Source organism: Synechococcus sp. CS-1329 (assembly GCF_025128055.1).
Lineage (GTDB): Bacteria > Cyanobacteriota > Cyanobacteriia > PCC-6307 > Cyanobiaceae > Regnicoccus_A.
Map to the genome: position 1 here is coordinate 1 of NZ_JAHLYS010000029.1, position 17,340 is coordinate 17,340.

General features: G+C 61.1%; 17 protein-coding genes. 11 read left to right on the plus strand and 6 right to left on the minus strand.

The genetic code is table 11. The annotated features are described in order from the left end of the window. The first annotated feature begins 147 nt into the window (after window positions 1-147). The 11 genes from KQ304_RS05590 (at window position 148) to KQ304_RS05640 (ending at window position 12,185) form a co-directional block, all read left to right on the plus strand. Window positions 148-600: a HipA domain-containing protein gene (locus tag KQ304_RS05590; protein ID WP_259736177.1), complete on the plus strand. Its 453-nt coding sequence runs from the start codon at window positions 148-150 to the stop codon at window positions 598-600. Between the two features lie 57 nt (window positions 601-657). Beyond that, window positions 658-2,469, plus strand: a complete 1,812-nt coding sequence (locus KQ304_RS05595; protein ID WP_259736127.1) for a class I SAM-dependent DNA methyltransferase — start codon at window positions 658-660, stop codon at window positions 2,467-2,469. Then, on the plus strand, window positions 2,466-2,819 hold the full coding sequence (locus KQ304_RS05600; RefSeq protein ID WP_259736128.1) for a restriction endonuclease subunit S: 354 nt from the start codon (window positions 2,466-2,468) through the stop codon (window positions 2,817-2,819). Before KQ304_RS05595 ends, KQ304_RS05600 begins: the two co-directional genes overlap by 4 nt. A gap of 23 nt (window positions 2,820-2,842) precedes the next feature. Further along, window positions 2,843-3,721: a restriction endonuclease subunit S gene (locus tag KQ304_RS05605; protein ID WP_259736129.1), complete on the plus strand. Its 879-nt coding sequence runs from the start codon at window positions 2,843-2,845 to the stop codon at window positions 3,719-3,721. Between the two features lie 27 nt (window positions 3,722-3,748). Further along, on the plus strand, window positions 3,749-4,735 hold the full coding sequence (locus KQ304_RS05610) for an AAA family ATPase (RefSeq protein WP_259736130.1): 987 nt from the start codon (window positions 3,749-3,751) through the stop codon (window positions 4,733-4,735). 135 nt (window positions 4,736-4,870) lie between these two features. Then, window positions 4,871-7,228, plus strand: coding sequence for a S8 family peptidase (locus KQ304_RS05615; protein ID WP_259736131.1), 2,358 nt, complete (start codon window positions 4,871-4,873; stop codon window positions 7,226-7,228). A 120-nt stretch (window positions 7,229-7,348) separates the two neighbouring features. Then, complete coding sequence (locus KQ304_RS05620) at window positions 7,349-7,987, plus strand: type I restriction endonuclease (RefSeq protein WP_259736132.1); 639 nt, start codon at window positions 7,349-7,351, stop codon at window positions 7,985-7,987. A 6-nt stretch (window positions 7,988-7,993) separates the two neighbouring features. After that, entirely contained in the window at window positions 7,994-10,312 is a 2,319-nt protein-coding gene (locus KQ304_RS05625; protein ID WP_259736133.1) for a type I restriction endonuclease subunit R, read from the plus strand. Further along, window positions 10,309-10,644 carry a M48 family metallopeptidase gene (locus KQ304_RS05630; protein ID WP_259736134.1) on the plus strand — a complete coding sequence of 112 codons (336 nt, stop codon included), beginning with the start codon at window positions 10,309-10,311 and terminating at the stop codon, window positions 10,642-10,644. The genes KQ304_RS05625 and KQ304_RS05630 overlap by 4 nt, the downstream gene beginning before the upstream one ends. A 168-nt stretch (window positions 10,645-10,812) precedes the next feature. Then, window positions 10,813-11,634 carry a polyphosphate kinase 2 gene (gene ppk2 / locus KQ304_RS05635; RefSeq protein ID WP_259736135.1) on the plus strand — a complete coding sequence of 274 codons (822 nt, stop codon included), beginning with the start codon at window positions 10,813-10,815 and terminating at the stop codon, window positions 11,632-11,634. Window positions 11,635-11,813: 179 nt separating this feature from the next. Continuing rightward, window positions 11,814-12,185 carry a hypothetical protein gene (locus KQ304_RS05640; protein ID WP_259736136.1) on the plus strand — a complete coding sequence of 124 codons (372 nt, stop codon included), beginning with the start codon at window positions 11,814-11,816 and terminating at the stop codon, window positions 12,183-12,185. Here the strand turns inward: KQ304_RS05640 and KQ304_RS05645 are convergent. Genes KQ304_RS05645 through cdaA form a run of 6 tightly spaced genes read right to left on the minus strand, consistent with a single transcriptional unit; the run spans window position 12,151 to window position 17,325 of the window. Then, entirely contained in the window at window positions 12,151-12,690 is a 540-nt protein-coding gene (locus tag KQ304_RS05645) for a hypothetical protein (protein WP_259736137.1), read from the minus strand. The genes KQ304_RS05640 and KQ304_RS05645 overlap by 35 nt on opposite strands. Further along, a complete protein-coding gene (locus KQ304_RS05650; RefSeq protein ID WP_259736138.1) occupies window positions 12,687-13,697 on the minus strand; it encodes a DUF952 domain-containing protein in 1,011 nt (336 codons plus the stop codon). The genes KQ304_RS05645 and KQ304_RS05650 overlap by 4 nt, the downstream gene beginning before the upstream one ends. Window positions 13,698-13,712: 15 nt before the next feature. Beyond that, window positions 13,713-14,648 carry a rhodanese-related sulfurtransferase gene (locus KQ304_RS05655; protein ID WP_259736139.1) on the minus strand — a complete coding sequence of 312 codons (936 nt, stop codon included), beginning with the start codon at window positions 14,646-14,648 and terminating at the stop codon, window positions 13,713-13,715. Continuing rightward, window positions 14,645-15,634 carry a biotin synthase BioB gene (bioB, locus tag KQ304_RS05660; protein ID WP_259736140.1) on the minus strand — a complete coding sequence of 330 codons (990 nt, stop codon included), beginning with the start codon at window positions 15,632-15,634 and terminating at the stop codon, window positions 14,645-14,647. Before bioB ends, KQ304_RS05655 begins: the two co-directional genes overlap by 4 nt. A 27-nt stretch (window positions 15,635-15,661) precedes the next feature. Further along, the gene (locus tag KQ304_RS05665; RefSeq protein ID WP_259736141.1) at window positions 15,662-16,465 is read right to left on the minus strand and encodes an isoprenyl transferase; all 804 of its coding nucleotides are present in this window, start codon (window positions 16,463-16,465) and stop codon (window positions 15,662-15,664) included. Then, on the minus strand, window positions 16,462-17,325 hold the full coding sequence (gene cdaA, locus KQ304_RS05670; protein ID WP_259736142.1) for a diadenylate cyclase CdaA: 864 nt from the start codon (window positions 17,323-17,325) through the stop codon (window positions 16,462-16,464). The genes KQ304_RS05665 and cdaA overlap by 4 nt, the downstream gene beginning before the upstream one ends. Window positions 17,326-17,340: the final 15 nt, after the last annotated feature.

The following is a 17,340-nucleotide window of genomic DNA, read 5'->3' on the forward strand; positions in this document are numbered from 1 at the left end:
CTCACGATGCAGTCGGGTCTGGGGATCCACGGGGGATTGGATTGGTTTCGCAGCCCCAAGCTCCCATGGCTCCCCGCCCACCCAATGAGCTGAGACCCATGCTGTTGCAAGGGCTCTCAGAGATGTGTCGGTCAGTCAGGGTCGTATCTGCTGCTGGCCGATGAACTGCGGCGGGTCAGCGCCAGGCCTGCCGAGGATCTAAGGGAACTTTTCACTCGTGTGTGCTTCAACGCGGAAGTGTCGAACCTCGACGATCACCCCCGCAACCATGCTCTGCTGGCCCGCTCCCGCCAGTGGCGGCTCAGCCCCGCCTACGACCTCACACCGGGCAGCATGCGCACGGAAACCCGCCGTGATCTGGCGATGGTCTGTGGCTTGGAGGGCCGCAGGCCCAGCCGCTGGGCCAATCGGGGCACGATTGTGGCGGGAGCAGGCCGCTTCCTTCTGGAGAAGGAGGACGCGGAAGCGATCGCGGCTCGAGTGTTCAGCACCGTGGCGGCGGAGTGGGAGGGCCTGCTGCGCCGCGTTGGCGTCAGCCAGGCCGACTGCGCCATCGTTCGGGGCGCTTTCCTGTACGGGGGGTTGGAGCTGCCCGCCTGATCCCAAAACCGCCTGCCTCAGGCAGACTCCCAGTAGTGGTGACCACCTGATCAATCGATGGCCGATCAGGAGCAACTGGACGACTTCCTCGAGGCCCTTGAAGAGCTCGGCAGCCCCACCAAGAACCCGACGTTGCAGGAGGCGCTGGGCTGGGATGAGGCCCTCTACGAGGAGGTGAAGGCCGAGCTGGTGGGCAAGCGGATTGTGGTGCGAGGAAGGGGCCGCAGCGATGCGGTGGCCCTGGTGGGCGCCGAACCGGTGGCGCAGCAACCCGCCCCATCCAGCAAAGGCAGCAAGGCCAGGGCCTCCGCCAACGGCACCCCCAAAGACAAATCCCTCGAGTCCTGGATCTGGGATGCCGCCTGCTCGATCCGCGGCGCCAAGGATGCGCCGAAATACAAGGACTACATCCTGCCGCTGATCTTCACCAAGCGGCTCTGCGATGTGTTCGACGACGAGCTGAACCGCATCGCCGCCGAGGTGGGTTCGCGCCAGAAGGCGTTCCAGCTGGTGGCCGCCGATCACAAGCTGGTGCGCTTCTACCTGCCGTTGGTGCCAGGCGACTCCGAGCAGCCGGTGTGGAGCGTGATCCGCAAGCTCTCGGACAAGATCGGCGAAGATGTCACCACACAGATGCGGGCCATCGCCCGGGAGAACCCGCTGCTGCAGGGCATCATCGACCGGGTGGACTTCAACGCCACCACCCACGGCCAGCGCGACCTCGACGACGACCGCCTCTCCAACCTGATCGAGGCGATCAGCACCAAGCGCCTGGGGCTGAGCGATGTGGAGGCCGACATCATCGGCAAGAGCTACGAGTACCTGATCCGCAAATTCGCCGAGGGCAGCGGCCAGAGCGCTGGTGAGTTCTATACCCCGCCCGAGGTGGCCAGCATCATGAGCAAGGTGCTGCAGCCGGGGCCCGGCATGGAGATTTACGACCCCTGCTGCGGTTCCGGCGGTCTGCTGGTGAAATGCGAGATCGCTATGGAAGAGAGCGTGCGGGGCTCGAACGGCGCCGCCATTGCACCGCTGAAGCTGTTCGGCCAGGAGTATGTGCCCGAAACCTGGGCGATGGCCAACATGAACATGATCATCCACGACCTGGAGGGCCAGATCGAGATCGGCGACACGTTCAAGAAACCCTGGTTCAAAAACTCAGCGGGTAAACTGCGTACGTTCGATCGCGTCGTGGCCAATCCGATGTGGAATCAGGACTGGTTCACGGAGACCGACTACGACAGCGACGAATTCGACCGCTTTCCACCGGGCGCCGGTTTCCCCGGCAAGTCGTCGGCGGACTGGGGCTGGGTGCAGCACATGCACGCCAGTCTCAAGGCCAACGGCCGCGCCGCCGTGGTGCTCGACACCGGCGCCGCCTCCCGCGGCTCGGGCAATGCCGGCACCAACAAGGAAAAGACCGTGCGCCAGTGGTTCGTGGAGCACGACCTGATCGAGAGCGTGCTCTACCTGCCAGAAAACCTCTTCTACAACACCACCGCCCCCGGTATCGTGTTGTTCCTGAACAAGGCCAAGACAGCGGAGCGCCAGGGCCAGGTCTTGCTTGTGAACGCCAGCCAGGTGTTCGAGAAGGGTGATCCCAAGAACTTCATCCCAGAGGCAGGGATCCGACTCATTGCGGACACTCTGATCGGTTGGAAGGAAGTGGAGAAGCTCAGCCGCATTGTGGTGCACCCCGAGCTGAAGAAGAACGACTACAACATCTCCCCCAGCCGTTACATCCATACCAGCGATACCGAAACCTATCGACCTATTGTGGAGATCGTTCAGGAACTGAACGCGATTGAAGCCGAGGCGCGTGAAAGAGACAAGGCTTTGAAGGAGATCTTGGAGAAGATCGATATATGAACGCCTGGAGTGAAACAACATTTGGTGAAGTTTCCACCGGCTTCCTTAGCGGAGGCACACCTGACACTTCACAGGCAGATTTCTGGTCGGGAGATATTCCCTGGATCACGAGCAAATGGCTTGGCAGCAAGCTAGAACTCACTTCGGGCGAGAAATTTATCTCCAATGATGCTGTCGAAAAATCATCAACTAAGATCGTCCCCAAGGACAGCATCATCTTCGCAACGAGGGTTGGCGTAGGCAAAGTTGGCATCAACCGCATTGATCTCGCTATCAACCAGGACCTCGCAGGTGTCCTGATTGACAACGAAGTGTATGATACAAGTTTATCGCTTATCAATTGGGTATAAGCACGATTCAGCAGTACGTCGCGATGAATAAGCGTGGTGCGACCATCAAAGGCATCACCCGAGATTGTCTGGAACAGATTCGACTCAACATCCCCCCACTCGCCGAGCAGAAGAAGATCGCGCACATCCTCTCGACGGTGCAGCGGGCGATCCAAGCGCAGGAGCGGATCATTCAGACCACCACCGAGCTGAAAAAGGCCCTCATGCACAAGCTCTTCAATGAAGGGCTGCGTGGGGAGCCTCAAAAACAGACTGAAATCGGCCCCGTGCCCGAGAGTTGGGAGGTTCGCAAACTCGGTGACATCGCGACTACGATCTCCAAAGGATCATCTCCGAAGTGGCAGGGGTTTCATTACACTGATAAAGGCATCCTCTTCGTCCGAAGCCAAAACGTGGGAAGCGGAAGGATGCTCTTGGACGACCGTACCTATCTACCCCCATCCTTCAACGAGAAGGAAAAGCGCTCGATCCTCCAATCCGGTGACATCCTGATCAATCTTGTGGGAGCATCAATCGGACGGGTTGCACTGGGGACCGACGATATTGAGGGAGGCAACTGTAACCAAGCAGTCGGGTTTGTCCGGCTTGAGAGGTCAGAGGCTATAAAACAATTGATCGTTTATTTCCTTCTCTCGCCATGGGGTCAGGAGCAAATGCGGAGGCAGAAGAAGGACATCGCGCGAGCAAACCTTAGCCTACTCGATGTGCGTGGATTTGAAATTCCGATTCCCCCTGTAGAGGACGAGATAGAAGAAATAGCTAGAGCTCTTGTGACCCTCGATAAAAAGAATGCGACGCACGAGCGAAAGCGCGATCAACTCCAAAACCTCTTCCGCACCCTCCTCCACGAACTCATGACCGCGAAGATCCGTGTTCACGACCTGCCTTTGACAGTAGGCTAACTTTTCTCAATGCAATCATGCCACCAGATGACCTTAGAATCATTACATAAAATGGCTACAGCAGATCAAATTAAATCTCTAATACGCTCGCATCTCAGCGATGATGATGAGCGCTTTTACACTCTTGCCCTGCAGGTTGCGGCTCATGAAGCTCAACAAGGGCACACTGGACTCGCGCATGATATCCGCGAGATCGTAGACAAGAGTCGGAAGACTCGGGGAACCAACACGCTGTTGAGATTTCCACGAGATTTGGCGGGAATGGTACTGTCAGAGACTTCCGATATTCCGCTCTCTGCGTTGGTGATTCCAGACGTTATTCGTGATCGAATTCAGAGAATTATTCATGAGCATCGGCAACGAGAGAAATTAAAGAAGCACGGACTCTCAAATCGCAGAAAGATTCTCCTCTCCGGCCCTCCCGGAACCGGGAAGACTCTCACTGCCCGCGTTCTTGCACACGAGTTGCGCCTCCCGCTGCACACGATCCAGGTTGATAAGCTCGTCACCAAGTTTATGGGCGAAACCAGTGCAAAACTTCGCCAAATATTTGATCTTATCAGAGAACAGCGGGGCGTTTACCTTTTCGATGAGTTTGACGCCATCGGTGGCGAACGATCTCTGGAAAATGACGTCGGAGAGATGCGACGGGTTCTCAACGCGCTATTACAGTTCATCGAGCAGGACGTTTCTGAAAGTCTCATTATTGGAGCGACGAACAATCCATTGCTTTTGGATCGCGCACTGTTCCGGCGATTTGACGATGTGCTGCACTATGAGTTGCCGGATGAAGTATCGCGTCGGCATTTGATCGACAATGTTCTTGGCTGCTTCAAGGGTCGTCTTGGATGGAAGTCGATTATTGAGCAAAGCTCCGATCTAAGTCATTCTGAGATCGATCACGCATGTAGAGACGCGATCAAGGAAGCAATACTAGAAGACAAGAATAAAGTTGATAGCAAGGCATTGATCAGGACACTTGTCGAAAGACATCAAACGCACAATCGCAAGTGATCCATGGTTGGCAAAAGATTTTCTCATCTATTCCTTCCTGGTCCATCTCATAGCCGAGATGACTACAGTAGCCCTAGACGAGGAGGTGACGGCCCACGGCTTCGTGCACAGGATAGGCCAACGCATGCGGCAGTTGTGAGACGAGCACTGGAAACAGCTTGGCAGCAAGCTGAAGAACGGCGTGCAGTAGCGCATTCCTCAAGACAAGGAGTCTATCTTGAGTTTTCAAGCGAGCCAGGATTTAATCTGACTCTTAAGAGTCTGGAGTCACGTCAGGCAGGCATAAAGCTCCTAAATGTACGGACTGAGGGACAAGACGGAGAGGAGATCACTAGGGCAACGGTTTTTATTCCGCAGGAGAAGAGTGCTCACTTTTTGCAGAAGGCGATCGCCTATGCAACGGAAGACAATCCGCCAAGGCAGGACGGAACGACCACAGCGAAAAATGCGCCGCTGATCGAGAGTATTGGGGATGTAAGGGCCGCCATCCTCGAGTCATCTTTTTGGCAGGATGCTCCTGATCGCCTTCCCAGGGATGCCCCCGAATGGGTGGAAGCCTGGTTAAGCAGTGAAGATCTCAACGTCATTGAGGCATTTGAACAATTATGCGGTGATCAAGGAATCGAACTTGGTGAGGGTTCTCTTTCCTTTCCAGAGCGTACGGTGCGGCTTATTCTGGCGAATCGGCAGCAATTGGAATCTCTAATAGAGTATTCAGACTCAATCGCTGAATTTCGCCATGCACGAGAGGTTGCCACCTTCTTTGTTGAACAAGACAACGCGGATCAATCTGAATGGCTGCATGAACTTTTGGAGCGAACGTCTGTTCAACTCCAGAATGACGTCTGCGTTCTGGTGCTCGACCACGGAGTAAATAATGGTCACAGACTCTTGCAGCCGGTTTTGCCGGATGAAGACTGCCATGCTGCAGACCTAGCTTGGGGGACGCAGGATGACCACGGTCATGGGACATTGATGGCAGGAACTGCAGCATACGGGGATATCCTTGATTGCCTCGAAAGTGGGTCTCCTATAATTGTCAGGCACTGCTTGGAATCAGCAAAGATTCTTCCTCCACCCCCAGAGGAAAACCCACGCAGACTTTGGGGCCACTTCACTGCCCAAGGAATCAGTAGAGCAGAAATTCAAGCACCTCAACGTAAGCGCGTGATTTGCATGGCAGTTACTAGTTGCGATGAAATCAATCGCGGCCGCCCCTCTTCATGGTCTGGTGAAATTGATGAGTTGGCCTCTGGGTATTCTGATGACCGACGACGACTGATCATTATCAGTGCCGGAAACGTTAAAGATCCGGAAGATTGGATGCGTTTTCCAGATTCCAACATTACTTGTGAAGTTCAGGATCCAGCACAGGCTTGGAATGCTTTAACAGTGGGGGCCTTTACCGAGAAAACTCATATTTCCGATCCATCTCTTCATTCTTATAGAGCAATTGCGGAAGCAGGAGACCTCTCGCCATTTTCATGTACATCTTCGACTTGGCCGAACAGAAAATGGCCGATCAAGCCAGACGTTTGTTTTGAGGGTGGAAATGTTGCTGCAGGGCCAAATGATACGGTTTTTGATACTGATGACTTGAAGCTCCTTTCGACCTACCGCGATCCCGGAGTCGCACAGTTTTCGTCTTTCGACGCTACGAGTGCCGCTTCTGCTCAGGCTGCATGGATGGCTGCGCGTCTTCAGGCTGAGTATCCCGCCGCTTGGCCGGAAACGATTCGGGGTTTGATAGTTCATTCGGCACAGTGGACTGGCACTCAAAAGCGAAAGTATCTTCGGGGACCTTTAAAAAGTGACTACTACAAACTGGCCAAGATCTGCGGCTATGGAGTTCCGAGCCTTGAACGCGCTATCTCATGCGCCTCAAACTCGTTATCATTAATCTCAGAAGCTAATCTTCAGCCTTTTGACAGACATGAAACTCAGAGTCGCTGCATATCAAAGGACATGCATATTTACCGGTTGCCGTGGCCAGTTGATGTCCTTCAGGAACTCCGTGAGTCGCCGGTTCAAATGCGGGTAACACTCTCATATTTTGTAGAACCTAGCCCTGGCGAAATTGGATGGAAAGATCGGTATCGTTATGCTTCACACGCCCTTAGATTCGAGCTGAACGGCCCAGGAGAGGACGAAGAGGAATTTGTCCAAAGGATCAACCGGAGAGCACGTGAGGATGACGAGCATCCAGGAACAGAGGGCGCTGCGGATCATTGGAGGCTAGGCGAAATCAGAAACGTAGGCTCCATTCATTCTGACCTCTGGTCTGGCACTGCTGTTCAGCTGGCTGGCTCAAATTTGATAGCAGTTCATCCGGCAGTGGGTTGGTGGCGAGAGCGTGCCCATCTTGGCAGATTCCAACGGCAAACTCGTTACTCATTGATAGTGTCGTTTACTCTCCCTGGGCAGGAAATTGATATTTACACACCCGTAGCGGTGCAACTTGGAATTCCTATGCCGATAGGGATAACGATTTGATGACATGCCCCCGCCCAGAGAATACAAGACCGTCCACGTGCGAATGCTCGAATCTACTGAGGGCTTCGGCTTCCTTTCGCGGCCGCGGGATGTCTCGCAAGTGAGGAAGGAATCCACGTCATGAGCACCCCCGGAGAACACAAAACCGTCCAATCCCGTATCCTTGCTTACGCCGAGGCCATCGGTTGGACGGTTATGTCCCGCGAGGAAGCCGAGAAGCGGCGCGGGTTTGATCCAGAGATGCCACCTGCCGAGCGCGCAAAGAACCGCTCGCTCTTCTTCGACGATCTGCTCGACGCCAAGGTGCGAGAGTTTAACCCGCGCTATGCCGAGGCAGAAGGCGCCCTGCTCTGGCAGTTCCGCCACCTTCACACCAATATTTATGGCAACCGGGAATTTGTCGAGCACCTGCGTAACCGGGGCAAGTTCTTCGGCCACGAGGAGAAACGCGAGCACGATCTGATCCTGATCGATTACGACGACCGCGACAGGCTGCCGGAGGCACGCAAGAACATCTATGAAGTTACCGAAGAGTGGGTCTTTCACAACGGCCACTACGGTACGCGGGAGGATGTGGTTTTTCTGATCAACGGCATCCCCGTGCTGGTGATCGAATGCAAGAACGCCGATAAGCAGGAAGCCATCGATCTGGGCATCGATCAGATCCGCCGCTACCACCGCGAAACCCCCGAGCTGTTCGTGAGCCAGCAGCTGTTCACCGCCACCGATGCCATCGGCTTTTCCTATGGCGTGAGCTGAAACACGGTGCGGCGCAACCTCTTCAACTGGAAGCATGATCAGGTGGGCCAGCTGGAGGCCAAGATCAAGAGCTTCTGCGCCATCCCGCAGCTCCTCGATTTCCTGCAGCACTACATCGTCTTTGCCGAGAAAGACGAAGAGCTCAACAAATACATCCTGCGCCAGCACCAAACTGCAGCGGTCGATGCCTCCGTGGGCCGCGCCCTGGATCCCCACCGCCGGAGGGGCCTGATCTGGCACACCCAAGGCAGCGGCAAAACCTTCACCATGATCAAGGCCGCCGAGCGGCTCTTCCGAGCCCCCGAAGCCGACAAGCCCACCGTGCTGCTGATGATCGACCGCAATGAGCTGGAAGATCAGATGCTCAAGAACCTAACCGCCCTCGGCCTGGGCAACCTGGAGCACGCCAGCAGCATCGCCCGCCTCAACCAACTGCTGAAGGACGACTACCGGGGCATCATCGTCACGATGATCCACAAATTCCGCGACATGCCGGTGGATCTCAACACCCGCTCCAACATCTATGTGTTGATCGACGAGGCCCACCGCACCACCGGTGGCGACCTTGGCACCTTCCTGATGGCAGGCCTGCCGAATGCCACCTACATCGGCTTCACCGGCACCCCCGTCGACAGAACCGCCTACGGCAAGGGCACCTTCAAAACCTTCGGCTGTGAAGACGACAAGGGTTACCTGCACAAGTACTCCATCGCCGACAGCATCGAAGACGGCACCACCCTGCCCCTCTATTACCAGCTCGCCCCCAACGAGATGCTCGTGCCCCACGAGACCCTCGACGCGGAGTTTCTCTCCCTCGCCGAAGCCGAGGGCGTGGCCGACATCGAGGAACTGAACAAGATCCTTGAGCGGGCGGTGAACCTCAAGAACTTTCTCAAGGGCAAAGCCCGCATCCAGCAGGTGGCTCGCTTCGTGGCCAACCACTACCTGCAGAACGTGGAGCCGCTCGGCTACAAGGCCTTCCTGGTGGGCGTCGACAGAGAAGCCTGCGCTCTCTACAAGCATGCCCTCGATGCCGTATTCACCGAAATGGGCCTGCCGCCCCAGCTTTCGGAGGTCGTCTACACCGGCAACAACAACGACTCGGCCCTGCTCAAGGAGTTCCACCTCAACCCCAAGAAGGAACGCCAGATCCGCAAGAGCTTCGGCAAGCTCGACCAACACCCCAAGATCCTGATCGTCACTGAAAAACTGCTCACCGGCTTCGATGCGCCCATTCTCTATGCCATGTATCTCGACAAGCCGATGCGCGATCACACCCTGCTGCAGGCCATCGCCCGGGTGAATCGCCCCTACGAGAACGAGGCCCAGGAGAAGGTGAAACCCCACGGTTTCGTGCTCGATTTCGTGGGCATCTTCGACAAGCTCGAAAAGGCCCTCGCCTTCGACAGCGACGAGATCAACGCCATCGTCAAAGACCTCAAGCTCCTCAAGGTGCTCTTCCAGAACAAGATGGAGGCCCAGGCGCCCGCCTACCTCGGTCTGATCGAGCGCAACTTCAACGACAAAGACATCGACACTCTGATCGAGCACTTCCGCGACCCCGAGCGACGCAAGCAATTCTTCAAGGAATACAAGGAAATCGAGATGCTCTACGAGATCATCTCGCCGGATGCTTTCCTGCGGCCCCTCCTGGATGATTTCGCCACCCTCTCCGGCATCTATGCCATCGTTCGCAAGGCGTACAGCACCACTGTGCCGGTGGATCGTGAGTTTCAGCGTAAAACCAATGCCCTGGTGCAGCAGAGCGTGAGCGCGAGCCAGCTCCAGGCCCGAGGCATTCTCGAAGCTGTATTGATCAACAGCGAAACGATTGAATTGATCAAGGCACGGCAGGGTGGAGACGGCAGCAAAGTGATCAACCTGGTCAAAAGCATCGAGAAGTTCGCCGAAGACCACAGCGACGACCCCTTCCTGATCGCCATGGCTGAGCGAGCCCGGCTGGTGCAGGAGAGCTTTGAACAGCGGCAGACCTCCACATCTGAGGCATTGGCGGAACTCTTTGCCGCGATTCGACAGAACGAAATCCGCAAGCAGGAGCAAGCCGAGAAGGGCTTCGATGGGCTCACGTTCTTCGTGTACCGCTCCCTGCTCAATGCGAAGGTCAACAATCCAGAGGCTGTGAGCACCAGGATCAAGGCCGCCTTCGTGGCCTACCCGAACTGGAAGCGAAGCGATAACGCCCTGCGAGAGCTGCGCAACCAGGTCACCTTTGCCATCTATGCCGAATGTGATGAGCTGGAGCAGGTCACGCCGATCGTCGATGAGCTGTTCACCCTGCTGCAGAAGGCGGACCGCATCGGATGACCAGCAACGCCAAAGCGGCCTTCAAGACCCGCGTGCGCGACTGGGCGCAGAAGCTGGATGTGCAGGTGGTATGGCTTGGCATGCGCCCGATGCGCCACAAGTGGGCCTCCTGCTCCACCAACGGCCATCTCAACTTCAGTGTCGACCTGCTCTCGCTCGACCAGGCCCTGTGGGACTACGTGATCGTCCACGAACTGCTCCACTTCAGCATTCCCAACCACGGCAGGGTCTGGAAATCCCTGATGCGGGCCCATCTGGGCGAGTGGGAGAAGGCTGAAGAGCAGCTGATGCGCCAGGCCGGATCGCTCCAACCACTCCATCCCACCCCATGACCCCCACTCGCCCCTTCGCCCTGCGCCTGTTCGTGTCCTCCGGTCAGCCGTAAGGCATGCGCATCGTGGAGAAACCAAAATTGAACGGGATCAGCTACGTGGTGGTGCCCTAGCGCGATTGACGTATAATCAACTTCGTTTGGGTACAACCAGACGATCACAACTCTCATGAGCAAGAAGCACAGCCCATCCCCCGTTGAGTCAATCGATGAGATGCAAAACGATTGTCCCTACAACGAACAGATCGACAAGAAAGACTACAAACAAGACCTCGAAGCCCTCCAGATCGAACTGCTCAAGGCGCAGCGTCACATCAAGGCTGTGGGGCAGCGGGTGGTGATCCTGTTTGAAGGTCGCGATGCGGCGGGCAAGGGTGGATCGATCAAACGTTTCCGCCAACATCTGAACCCCCGCGGCAGTGAACATGTGGCGCTGCCCAAGCCCAACGATGCCGAAGCCACCCAGTGGTACTTCCAGCGCTACGTGCCGCACCTGCCCTCGGCCGGCGCCATCACGATGTTCGATCGGTCGTGGTACAACCGGGCCGGCGTCGAGAAGGTGATGGGTTTCTGCACTCCCCAGGAGCACGCCCTGTTTCTCCGCCAGGTTCCCGGCTTCGAGCAGTCGCTCGTGAGCAGTGGAATCCTGCTCTTCAAGCTATGGTTCACCGTGTCGCAGGCCCGCCAGAAGCTGCGTTTCGACGACCGGCGCAAGGATCCTCTCAAGCAGTGGAAGCTCTCGCCGATTGATGAGGTGAGCGTGCAGAAGTACGGCGCCTACACCGAGGCCCGCAACGAGATGCTGCTCGCCACCGACACCCTCGTGGCGCCCTGGACAATCGTCAACTCGAATGAGAAGAAGCGGGCCCGTCTCGGCGCCATCCGCAGCGTCCTCCACGCCCTGAACTACGACCACAAAGACCACAACGTTGCCTGCGAACCCGATCCACGGGTGGTGCGCACGGCCCAGTCGGTGTTCATCGACAACTGAACTGCTCCCGTCGCGAGAGCGTCAGCGTCGAGGCCGCAGAGCTGATCTCCAGACCATCTGCAGCCACGCCATGCAGGAAGGCCCTGCAGCGCAGGCCGGCCCATGCCGTTCAACAGGTTGCAGTGGCCTCGGGGGTGTGAGACGCCTGTGGCACTCATCAGTGCCGCTGCTTCTCCACCTTGGCCACCCGCGCCGTCTACTCATTCACCGGCTTCCCGGGCACGGCAGAGCGCCATCTCTACCTCCACCACGACGGCTACCCCACCGGCGCGGCCTGGCGCTTCGCCACCGCGCTGCGTCACAGCCACGAGGCCTCAGCCTTTCTCGCCTCCTTCTTGAGCACCCAGCCCGGGGCGGAGGCACTCAGCAGCGCTGAGCAGTCCGCTGATGCCGAGTACCGCTACCAGGTGCGGCTGCTGGAGAGCAGCGAATCCCGCCTGCAGGTGGCGTGCTGGCGACGGCTTCCGGGGGGCTCCAGCTGGCAGCCCCGATGCGGACCGATGGCCCTGGCGGTGTTCATCCAGCGTTTCCTGCCCGGGGAGCTGCCCTGATCAGGCCAAGAGTGCGCTCACAGCGCCGCAGCCCCTCGGCGCACTCGCCCCGCATCAGCAAGCCCGAGCCGCCCCAGATCAACCGCTGCGGCAGATCGAGAGCACCCGCACCCAGCTCCCGCAGCGGCTCAAAGCCCAGCCGGCGGAAGTAGCGCACCAGGCGGCGGTGCTGGTGCTCGTCGTCGCGGATGGCCAGCAGCTCGGCGCGACGGCAGGGGGTGTGCTCCAGCGCCCAGGCGAAGGTGGCGGCCCAGATCAGCGGACCCACCAGGGCAGCCGCCGGCTCGCCGCGGGGCACCTGGATGCGCAGGGTGTCGAGATGAAGGCCACCCGGCAGAGGGATGGCCCAGCCCTTGAGCTCCCCCAGCAGCTGGGGGCCGCCCCCGGGTCCGGTTCGGGCCACCCCCACCCGCAGCCCCCGCAGCGCCGCGGGCCCACTCACCTGCAGGCGCAGCAGCAACCCCCGCGACGCTCCCCAGGCCTCCAGGTCCGCCAGGGTGCTCAAGGGCGGAACGGCTCCCAGGCCAGCACCGCCGCCAGCGGCAGCGGCCCTTGGATGTGGGGAAAGAGCTCGCCGCTGCCGGGGGCCGGCTCCTCCTCCACAGCGATGCCGGCGGCCGCCAGGCGCCCGGGATCGATCGTGAGCAGCAGCACATCCGGCGCATCGGCATAGAAGCGCTGGTGGGTGGCCTCGAGCTGATGGCTGTGGCTGGCGTGGATGAAGCCCACCTCCTCCAGGCTCAGGCCGCGGCTGGAGCGGCGGTAGATCCCCTCACTCCTGGCGGCGTGCCATTCCGGGGCCAGGGCCAGGTGATACAGCCAACGCGGCGAGCGCCAGGCCTCTCGCGCTGCCCAGGGCGGGGTCATCACCGCCGAGAGTTCGGGGCTGGCGAGGAACCGCCCCAGCCAGGCCTGCACCGCCGTCAGACCAGGTGCAGCATCGAACCTCTCCGGATCCGCCAGACGGAACTGGCGCACAAACGGCAGCAGGGCCAGATCCGCCAGGGAGGCTCGATCCACCAGCTGGGGCAAGCGGGCATTCCAGTCACGCAGGATCGTCAGGGCCGCTGCCCGGTGCTCCTCGGGATCGGCGCCGGGGTGGCGGCCGGCGTACTTGAAGCGGTCGAGGTGGTGCTTGAAGAGACCGTCGTTGCTGGCGATCAACGCCTCGATCAACGCCCGCTGGGCGCTGTGGCCAGGCCTATCGGCACGCCGCAGCAGATCACCGGGGTCGTGGCGCTCCAGGGCCCAGCGCATCACCGCCAGGCTCTGGTCGATCACGGAGCTAGCTCCATGGCTCTGACCTGCTGAGGTGCCATCCGCTGGCAGCACCAGCACCGGCACCGTGCCCTTCGCGGAGGCCTCCAGCAGTTCGGAGGGCCTGGCCTTCAGGTTCACCTCCCGCAGCTCCAGGTCAAGGCCGGGCTGCACTCCCGCCGCCGCCAGGGCCAGCCGCGCCCGGATCGCATAGGGGCAGCGGCGGAAGCTGTAGAGGATCGGCCGCTCAACCATGGGGCATGGCTGAGTTCAGCTGCTGAACACCTGGGCGATGTGAACCTCGCCGCGCCGCTCGGCCAGCTCCACCTGGCGCTGGCGTTCCATCAGCTGGGCGCGGCGCTCCGGGGAGAGCCCGGCGACGCAATGGCGGCAGCTCACTCCCGTCACGTAGCTGGCCAGATCGCGGTCGCTGGGCGAGAGGGGCATGCGGCAGCCGTGGCAGAGGCTGTGCTCACCGGGCTCCAGCTGGTGATTGACGGCCACCCGCTGGTCGAACACGAAGCATTCGCCGCGCCATTGGCTGCTGGGCTCGGGCACCTGCTCCAGATAGCGCAGGATGCCGCCCTCCAGGTGATGCACCCCGCCAAAGCCCTGCTCCAGCAGATGGGCGGTGGCCTTTTCGCAGCGGATGCCACCGGTGCAGAACAGCGCCAGGGCCTGGGGCGCGCGCTCCGCCACCAGGGGGCGCAGCACCGTGTCAACCCAGCGGGGGAAATCAGCGAAGCGCTCCAGGCCCGGATCCATCGCCCCCTCGAAGCTGCCCAGCGCCACCTCATAGGCATTGCGGGTGTCGATCACCAGGGTGCCGGGATCATGGATCAGCTGATCCCACGCCGCGGGCGACACATAGGTGCCCACCTGCTCGCTGGGCCTGGCTTCGGGGCGACCCAGGGTCACGATCTCCGGCTTGAGACGCACCTTCAGCCTGTGGAAGCTCGGCCGCTCGCTCCAGCTCAGCTTGGCCTCCAGATCCGCCAGGCGTGGGTCGGCACGCAGGTGCTTCAGCACGGCCATCACCCCCTGCTCAGGGCCGGCGATCGTGCCGTTCACGCCCTCCTCCGCCAGCAGCACCGTGCCCTTCACTCCCTGGTCCGCGGCCAGCTCCAGCAGCTGCGTGCGCCAGAGCGGCAACTCGGCGGCCGTGAAGGTCACGAACTTGTAGAAGGCCGCGATCCGGGCCCTCAAACCGCCATCTCCACACTGACTCCCGCCGCCGCCAGCAGCGCCCGGTCGGAGGCCACATCGGGGTTACCGGTGGTGAGCAGGGTGTCGCCGTAGAAAATCGAATCAGCCCCTGCCTGCAGGCAGAGGATCTGGGCCTCACGGCTGAGCTGCTCACGGCCGGCACTCAGGCGCACCCGGCTGAAGGGCATCAGGATGCGGGCGGTGGCCACCATGCGCACCAGCTCGAGCGGATCAATCGGCGGCTGCTCCTCCAGCGCTGTGCCCTCCACCGCCACCAGGGCATTGATCGGCACGCTCTCGGGATGGGGATCGAGGCCGGCGAGCACCTGCAGCAGCCCGGCGCGGTCGTTGACGCTCTCCCCCAGGCCGATGATGCCGCCGCAGCAGAGGGTGATGCCCGCCTGGCGCACCCGGGCCAGGGTTTCCAGCCGCTCCTGGTAGGTGCGCGTGGTGATGATCCGCCCGTAGTGCTCAGGGCTGGTATCGAGGTTGTGGTTGTAGGCGGTGAGGCCCGCCGCCGCCAGGCGCTCGGCCTGGGCGTCGCTGAGCATGCCGGCGGTCACGCAGGCCTCCAGCCCCAGCTCGCGCACGCCGCGCACCATCGCCAGCATCGCCTCGAAGGGGGCGCCGTCGCGGATGTCGCGCCAGGCCCAGCCCATGCAGAAGCGGTGGGCACCGGCCGCCTGCGCCGCCCGCGCCCGCGCCAGCACCGGCTCCACCTCCAGCTCCGGTCGGCCGCTCACATCGCTGCTGTTGTGCATCGACTGGGGGCAGTAGGCGCAGTCTTCCTCGCAGCCGCCGGTCTTGACGCTGAGCAGGGAGGCCAGCTGCACCCGGTAGCCGGGGTTGGCGGCCCGGTGCACCCCCTGGGCCCGCCAGAGCAGGTCGATCAGCGGCATCTCCAGCAGCCCCTGGATCTCTGCGCGGCTCCAGTCGTGGCGCAGGTCAGGGGCCGCAGCGGCAGCGGGGTGGGCGGTGGTGGTCAACGGGGCAGGGAGCGTGGGGAGAAAGGGTCAGGCGCTGGGGGGAAGCAGGGGCTCGACCCCCCCGAAGCGGCGCTGACGGCCCTGGTAATCCAGCACAGCCCGCAGCAGAGCCTGTTCATCGAAATCGGGCCAGAGCACATCGGTGATGTGGATCTCGGCGTAGGCCAGCTGCCAGAGCAGAAAATTACTGATGCGGTGCTCGCCGCTGCTGCGGATCAGCAGGTCAGGGTCCACCTCACCGGCGGTGAGCAGCTCGGCCTCGAAGTGGGCTTCATCAATGGCGGCGGGATCAAGCTCACCGCGGGCCGCCTGTTCCGCCAGGCGCCGCGCCGCCTGCACCAGCTCCCGCCGGCCGCCGTAGTTGGTGCAGACGTTGAAATGAATGCCGGTGTTGGCGGCCGTGCGGGCCTCGGCGGCGGCAATGCGCTGCTGCAACCCCTCGGGCAGCTGCTCCAGATCGCCCAGGAAACGGATGCGCACGCGCTCCCGCTCCAGGGCCTGCAGCTCGCGGGCGAGCACCCGCTCGAACAGGGCCATCAGGAAAGTCACCTCCTCGCCGGGCCGGTTCCAGTTCTCCGTGGAGAAGGCGTAGACGGTGAGGGCACCGATGCCCCAGTCGCTGCAGAGGCGCAGGGTGCGCTTGAGCGCTTCCACCCCCTCGCGGTGACCCATCATCCGCGGCAGGCGCCGTCGCCGGGCCCAGCGACCGTTGCCATCCATGATCACGGCCACATGGGCCGGCAACCGGGCGGGATCCAGACAGGCCGGCACCAGCTCGGAGGGCTGGGCGGAAACCTGGATCGGGTCGGTGGTCGCCGGGGAGCGACTCATGCGCGGGATTCGGGCGTGTCCTCGGCCACGGTACGTCCAGTGGGAAGCGGCACCACCGAGCCGCCCACAGCCTTGGTCGGGGTTTTGGTGGAGGAAGGGGCCAGGGCGGCCGTGAGCAGCTCCCGCAGACGGCTGCTGGTGATCGGCCGCTCCAACCTGCCCTGGCGGGCCAGGGAGAGGGTGCCGGTCTCTTCCGAGATCACGATGCAGAGGCAGCGATCGAAGCGCTCAGTGATGCCCAGGGCCGCCAGGTGGCGGGTGCCATAGCGGGTGATGCCCTGGCGCGAGAGGGGCAGGATCACCCCTGCCGAGAGGATCCTGCTGCCGCGCAACAGCAGAGCACCATCGTGCAGAGGGGTGTCGGCGGCAAACAGGTTCAGCACCAGATCCACCGAGAGCATCGCGTCGAGCTCGATGCCGGGGTTGAGAAAATCCTCCGGGCGCAGATCACTGCCCAGATCCACAAGGATCAGGGCGCCGCGGCGTCCTTGGGAGAGGCGGCCAGAGGCTTCGGTGAGCATCGCCACCGCCCCCGACATCTCCTGATCGACCCCCTGGTTCCCCAGCAGCACATCGAGGCGACCGGTGCCCAGCAGCTCCATCAGGCGCCGCAGCTCCCCCTGCCAGAGAATCGCCAGGGCCAGGCTGCAACCCAGCACCACCGCCTCCAGCAGGCGGGTGGTGAGCGGCAGGTTGGCGAAGCGCTGGACCACCCAGACCAGGGCCACCAGAAACAGCCACCCGCGCAACAGCCAGAGGGTGCGGGATTCGCGCACCCGGGCCAGCAACAGCATCCCCAGGGCCGAGGCGAACAGCAGATCCAGCAGCAGGCGCAGATCGAGGAGCCTCAGCCAGACCACAGATCCCTACAGCAC

Bases quoted from the DNA above. Each gene is read 5' to 3' on its own strand.
- KQ304_RS05665 (WP_259736141.1), bottom strand. From the start codon at position 16,465: ATGAGTCGCTCCCCGGCGACCACCGACCCGATCCAGGTTTCCGCCCAG.
- ppk2 (WP_259736135.1), top strand. From the start codon at position 10,813: ATGAGCAAGAAGCACAGCCCATCCCCCGTTGAGTCAATCGATGAGATG.
- KQ304_RS05650 (WP_259736138.1), bottom strand. From the start codon at position 13,697: ATGGTTGAGCGGCCGATCCTCTACAGCTTCCGCCGCTGCCCCTATGCG.
- KQ304_RS05605 (WP_259736129.1), top strand. From the start codon at position 2,843: ATGAATAAGCGTGGTGCGACCATCAAAGGCATCACCCGAGATTGTCTG.
- KQ304_RS05600 (WP_259736128.1), top strand. From the start codon at position 2,466: ATGAACGCCTGGAGTGAAACAACATTTGGTGAAGTTTCCACCGGCTTC.
- KQ304_RS05630 (WP_259736134.1), top strand. From the start codon at position 10,309: ATGACCAGCAACGCCAAAGCGGCCTTCAAGACCCGCGTGCGCGACTGG.
- KQ304_RS05610 (WP_259736130.1), top strand. From the start codon at position 3,749: ATGACCTTAGAATCATTACATAAAATGGCTACAGCAGATCAAATTAAA.
- KQ304_RS05620 (WP_259736132.1), top strand. From the start codon at position 7,349: ATGAGCACCCCCGGAGAACACAAAACCGTCCAATCCCGTATCCTTGCT.
- KQ304_RS05595 (WP_259736127.1), top strand. From the start codon at position 658: ATGGCCGATCAGGAGCAACTGGACGACTTCCTCGAGGCCCTTGAAGAG.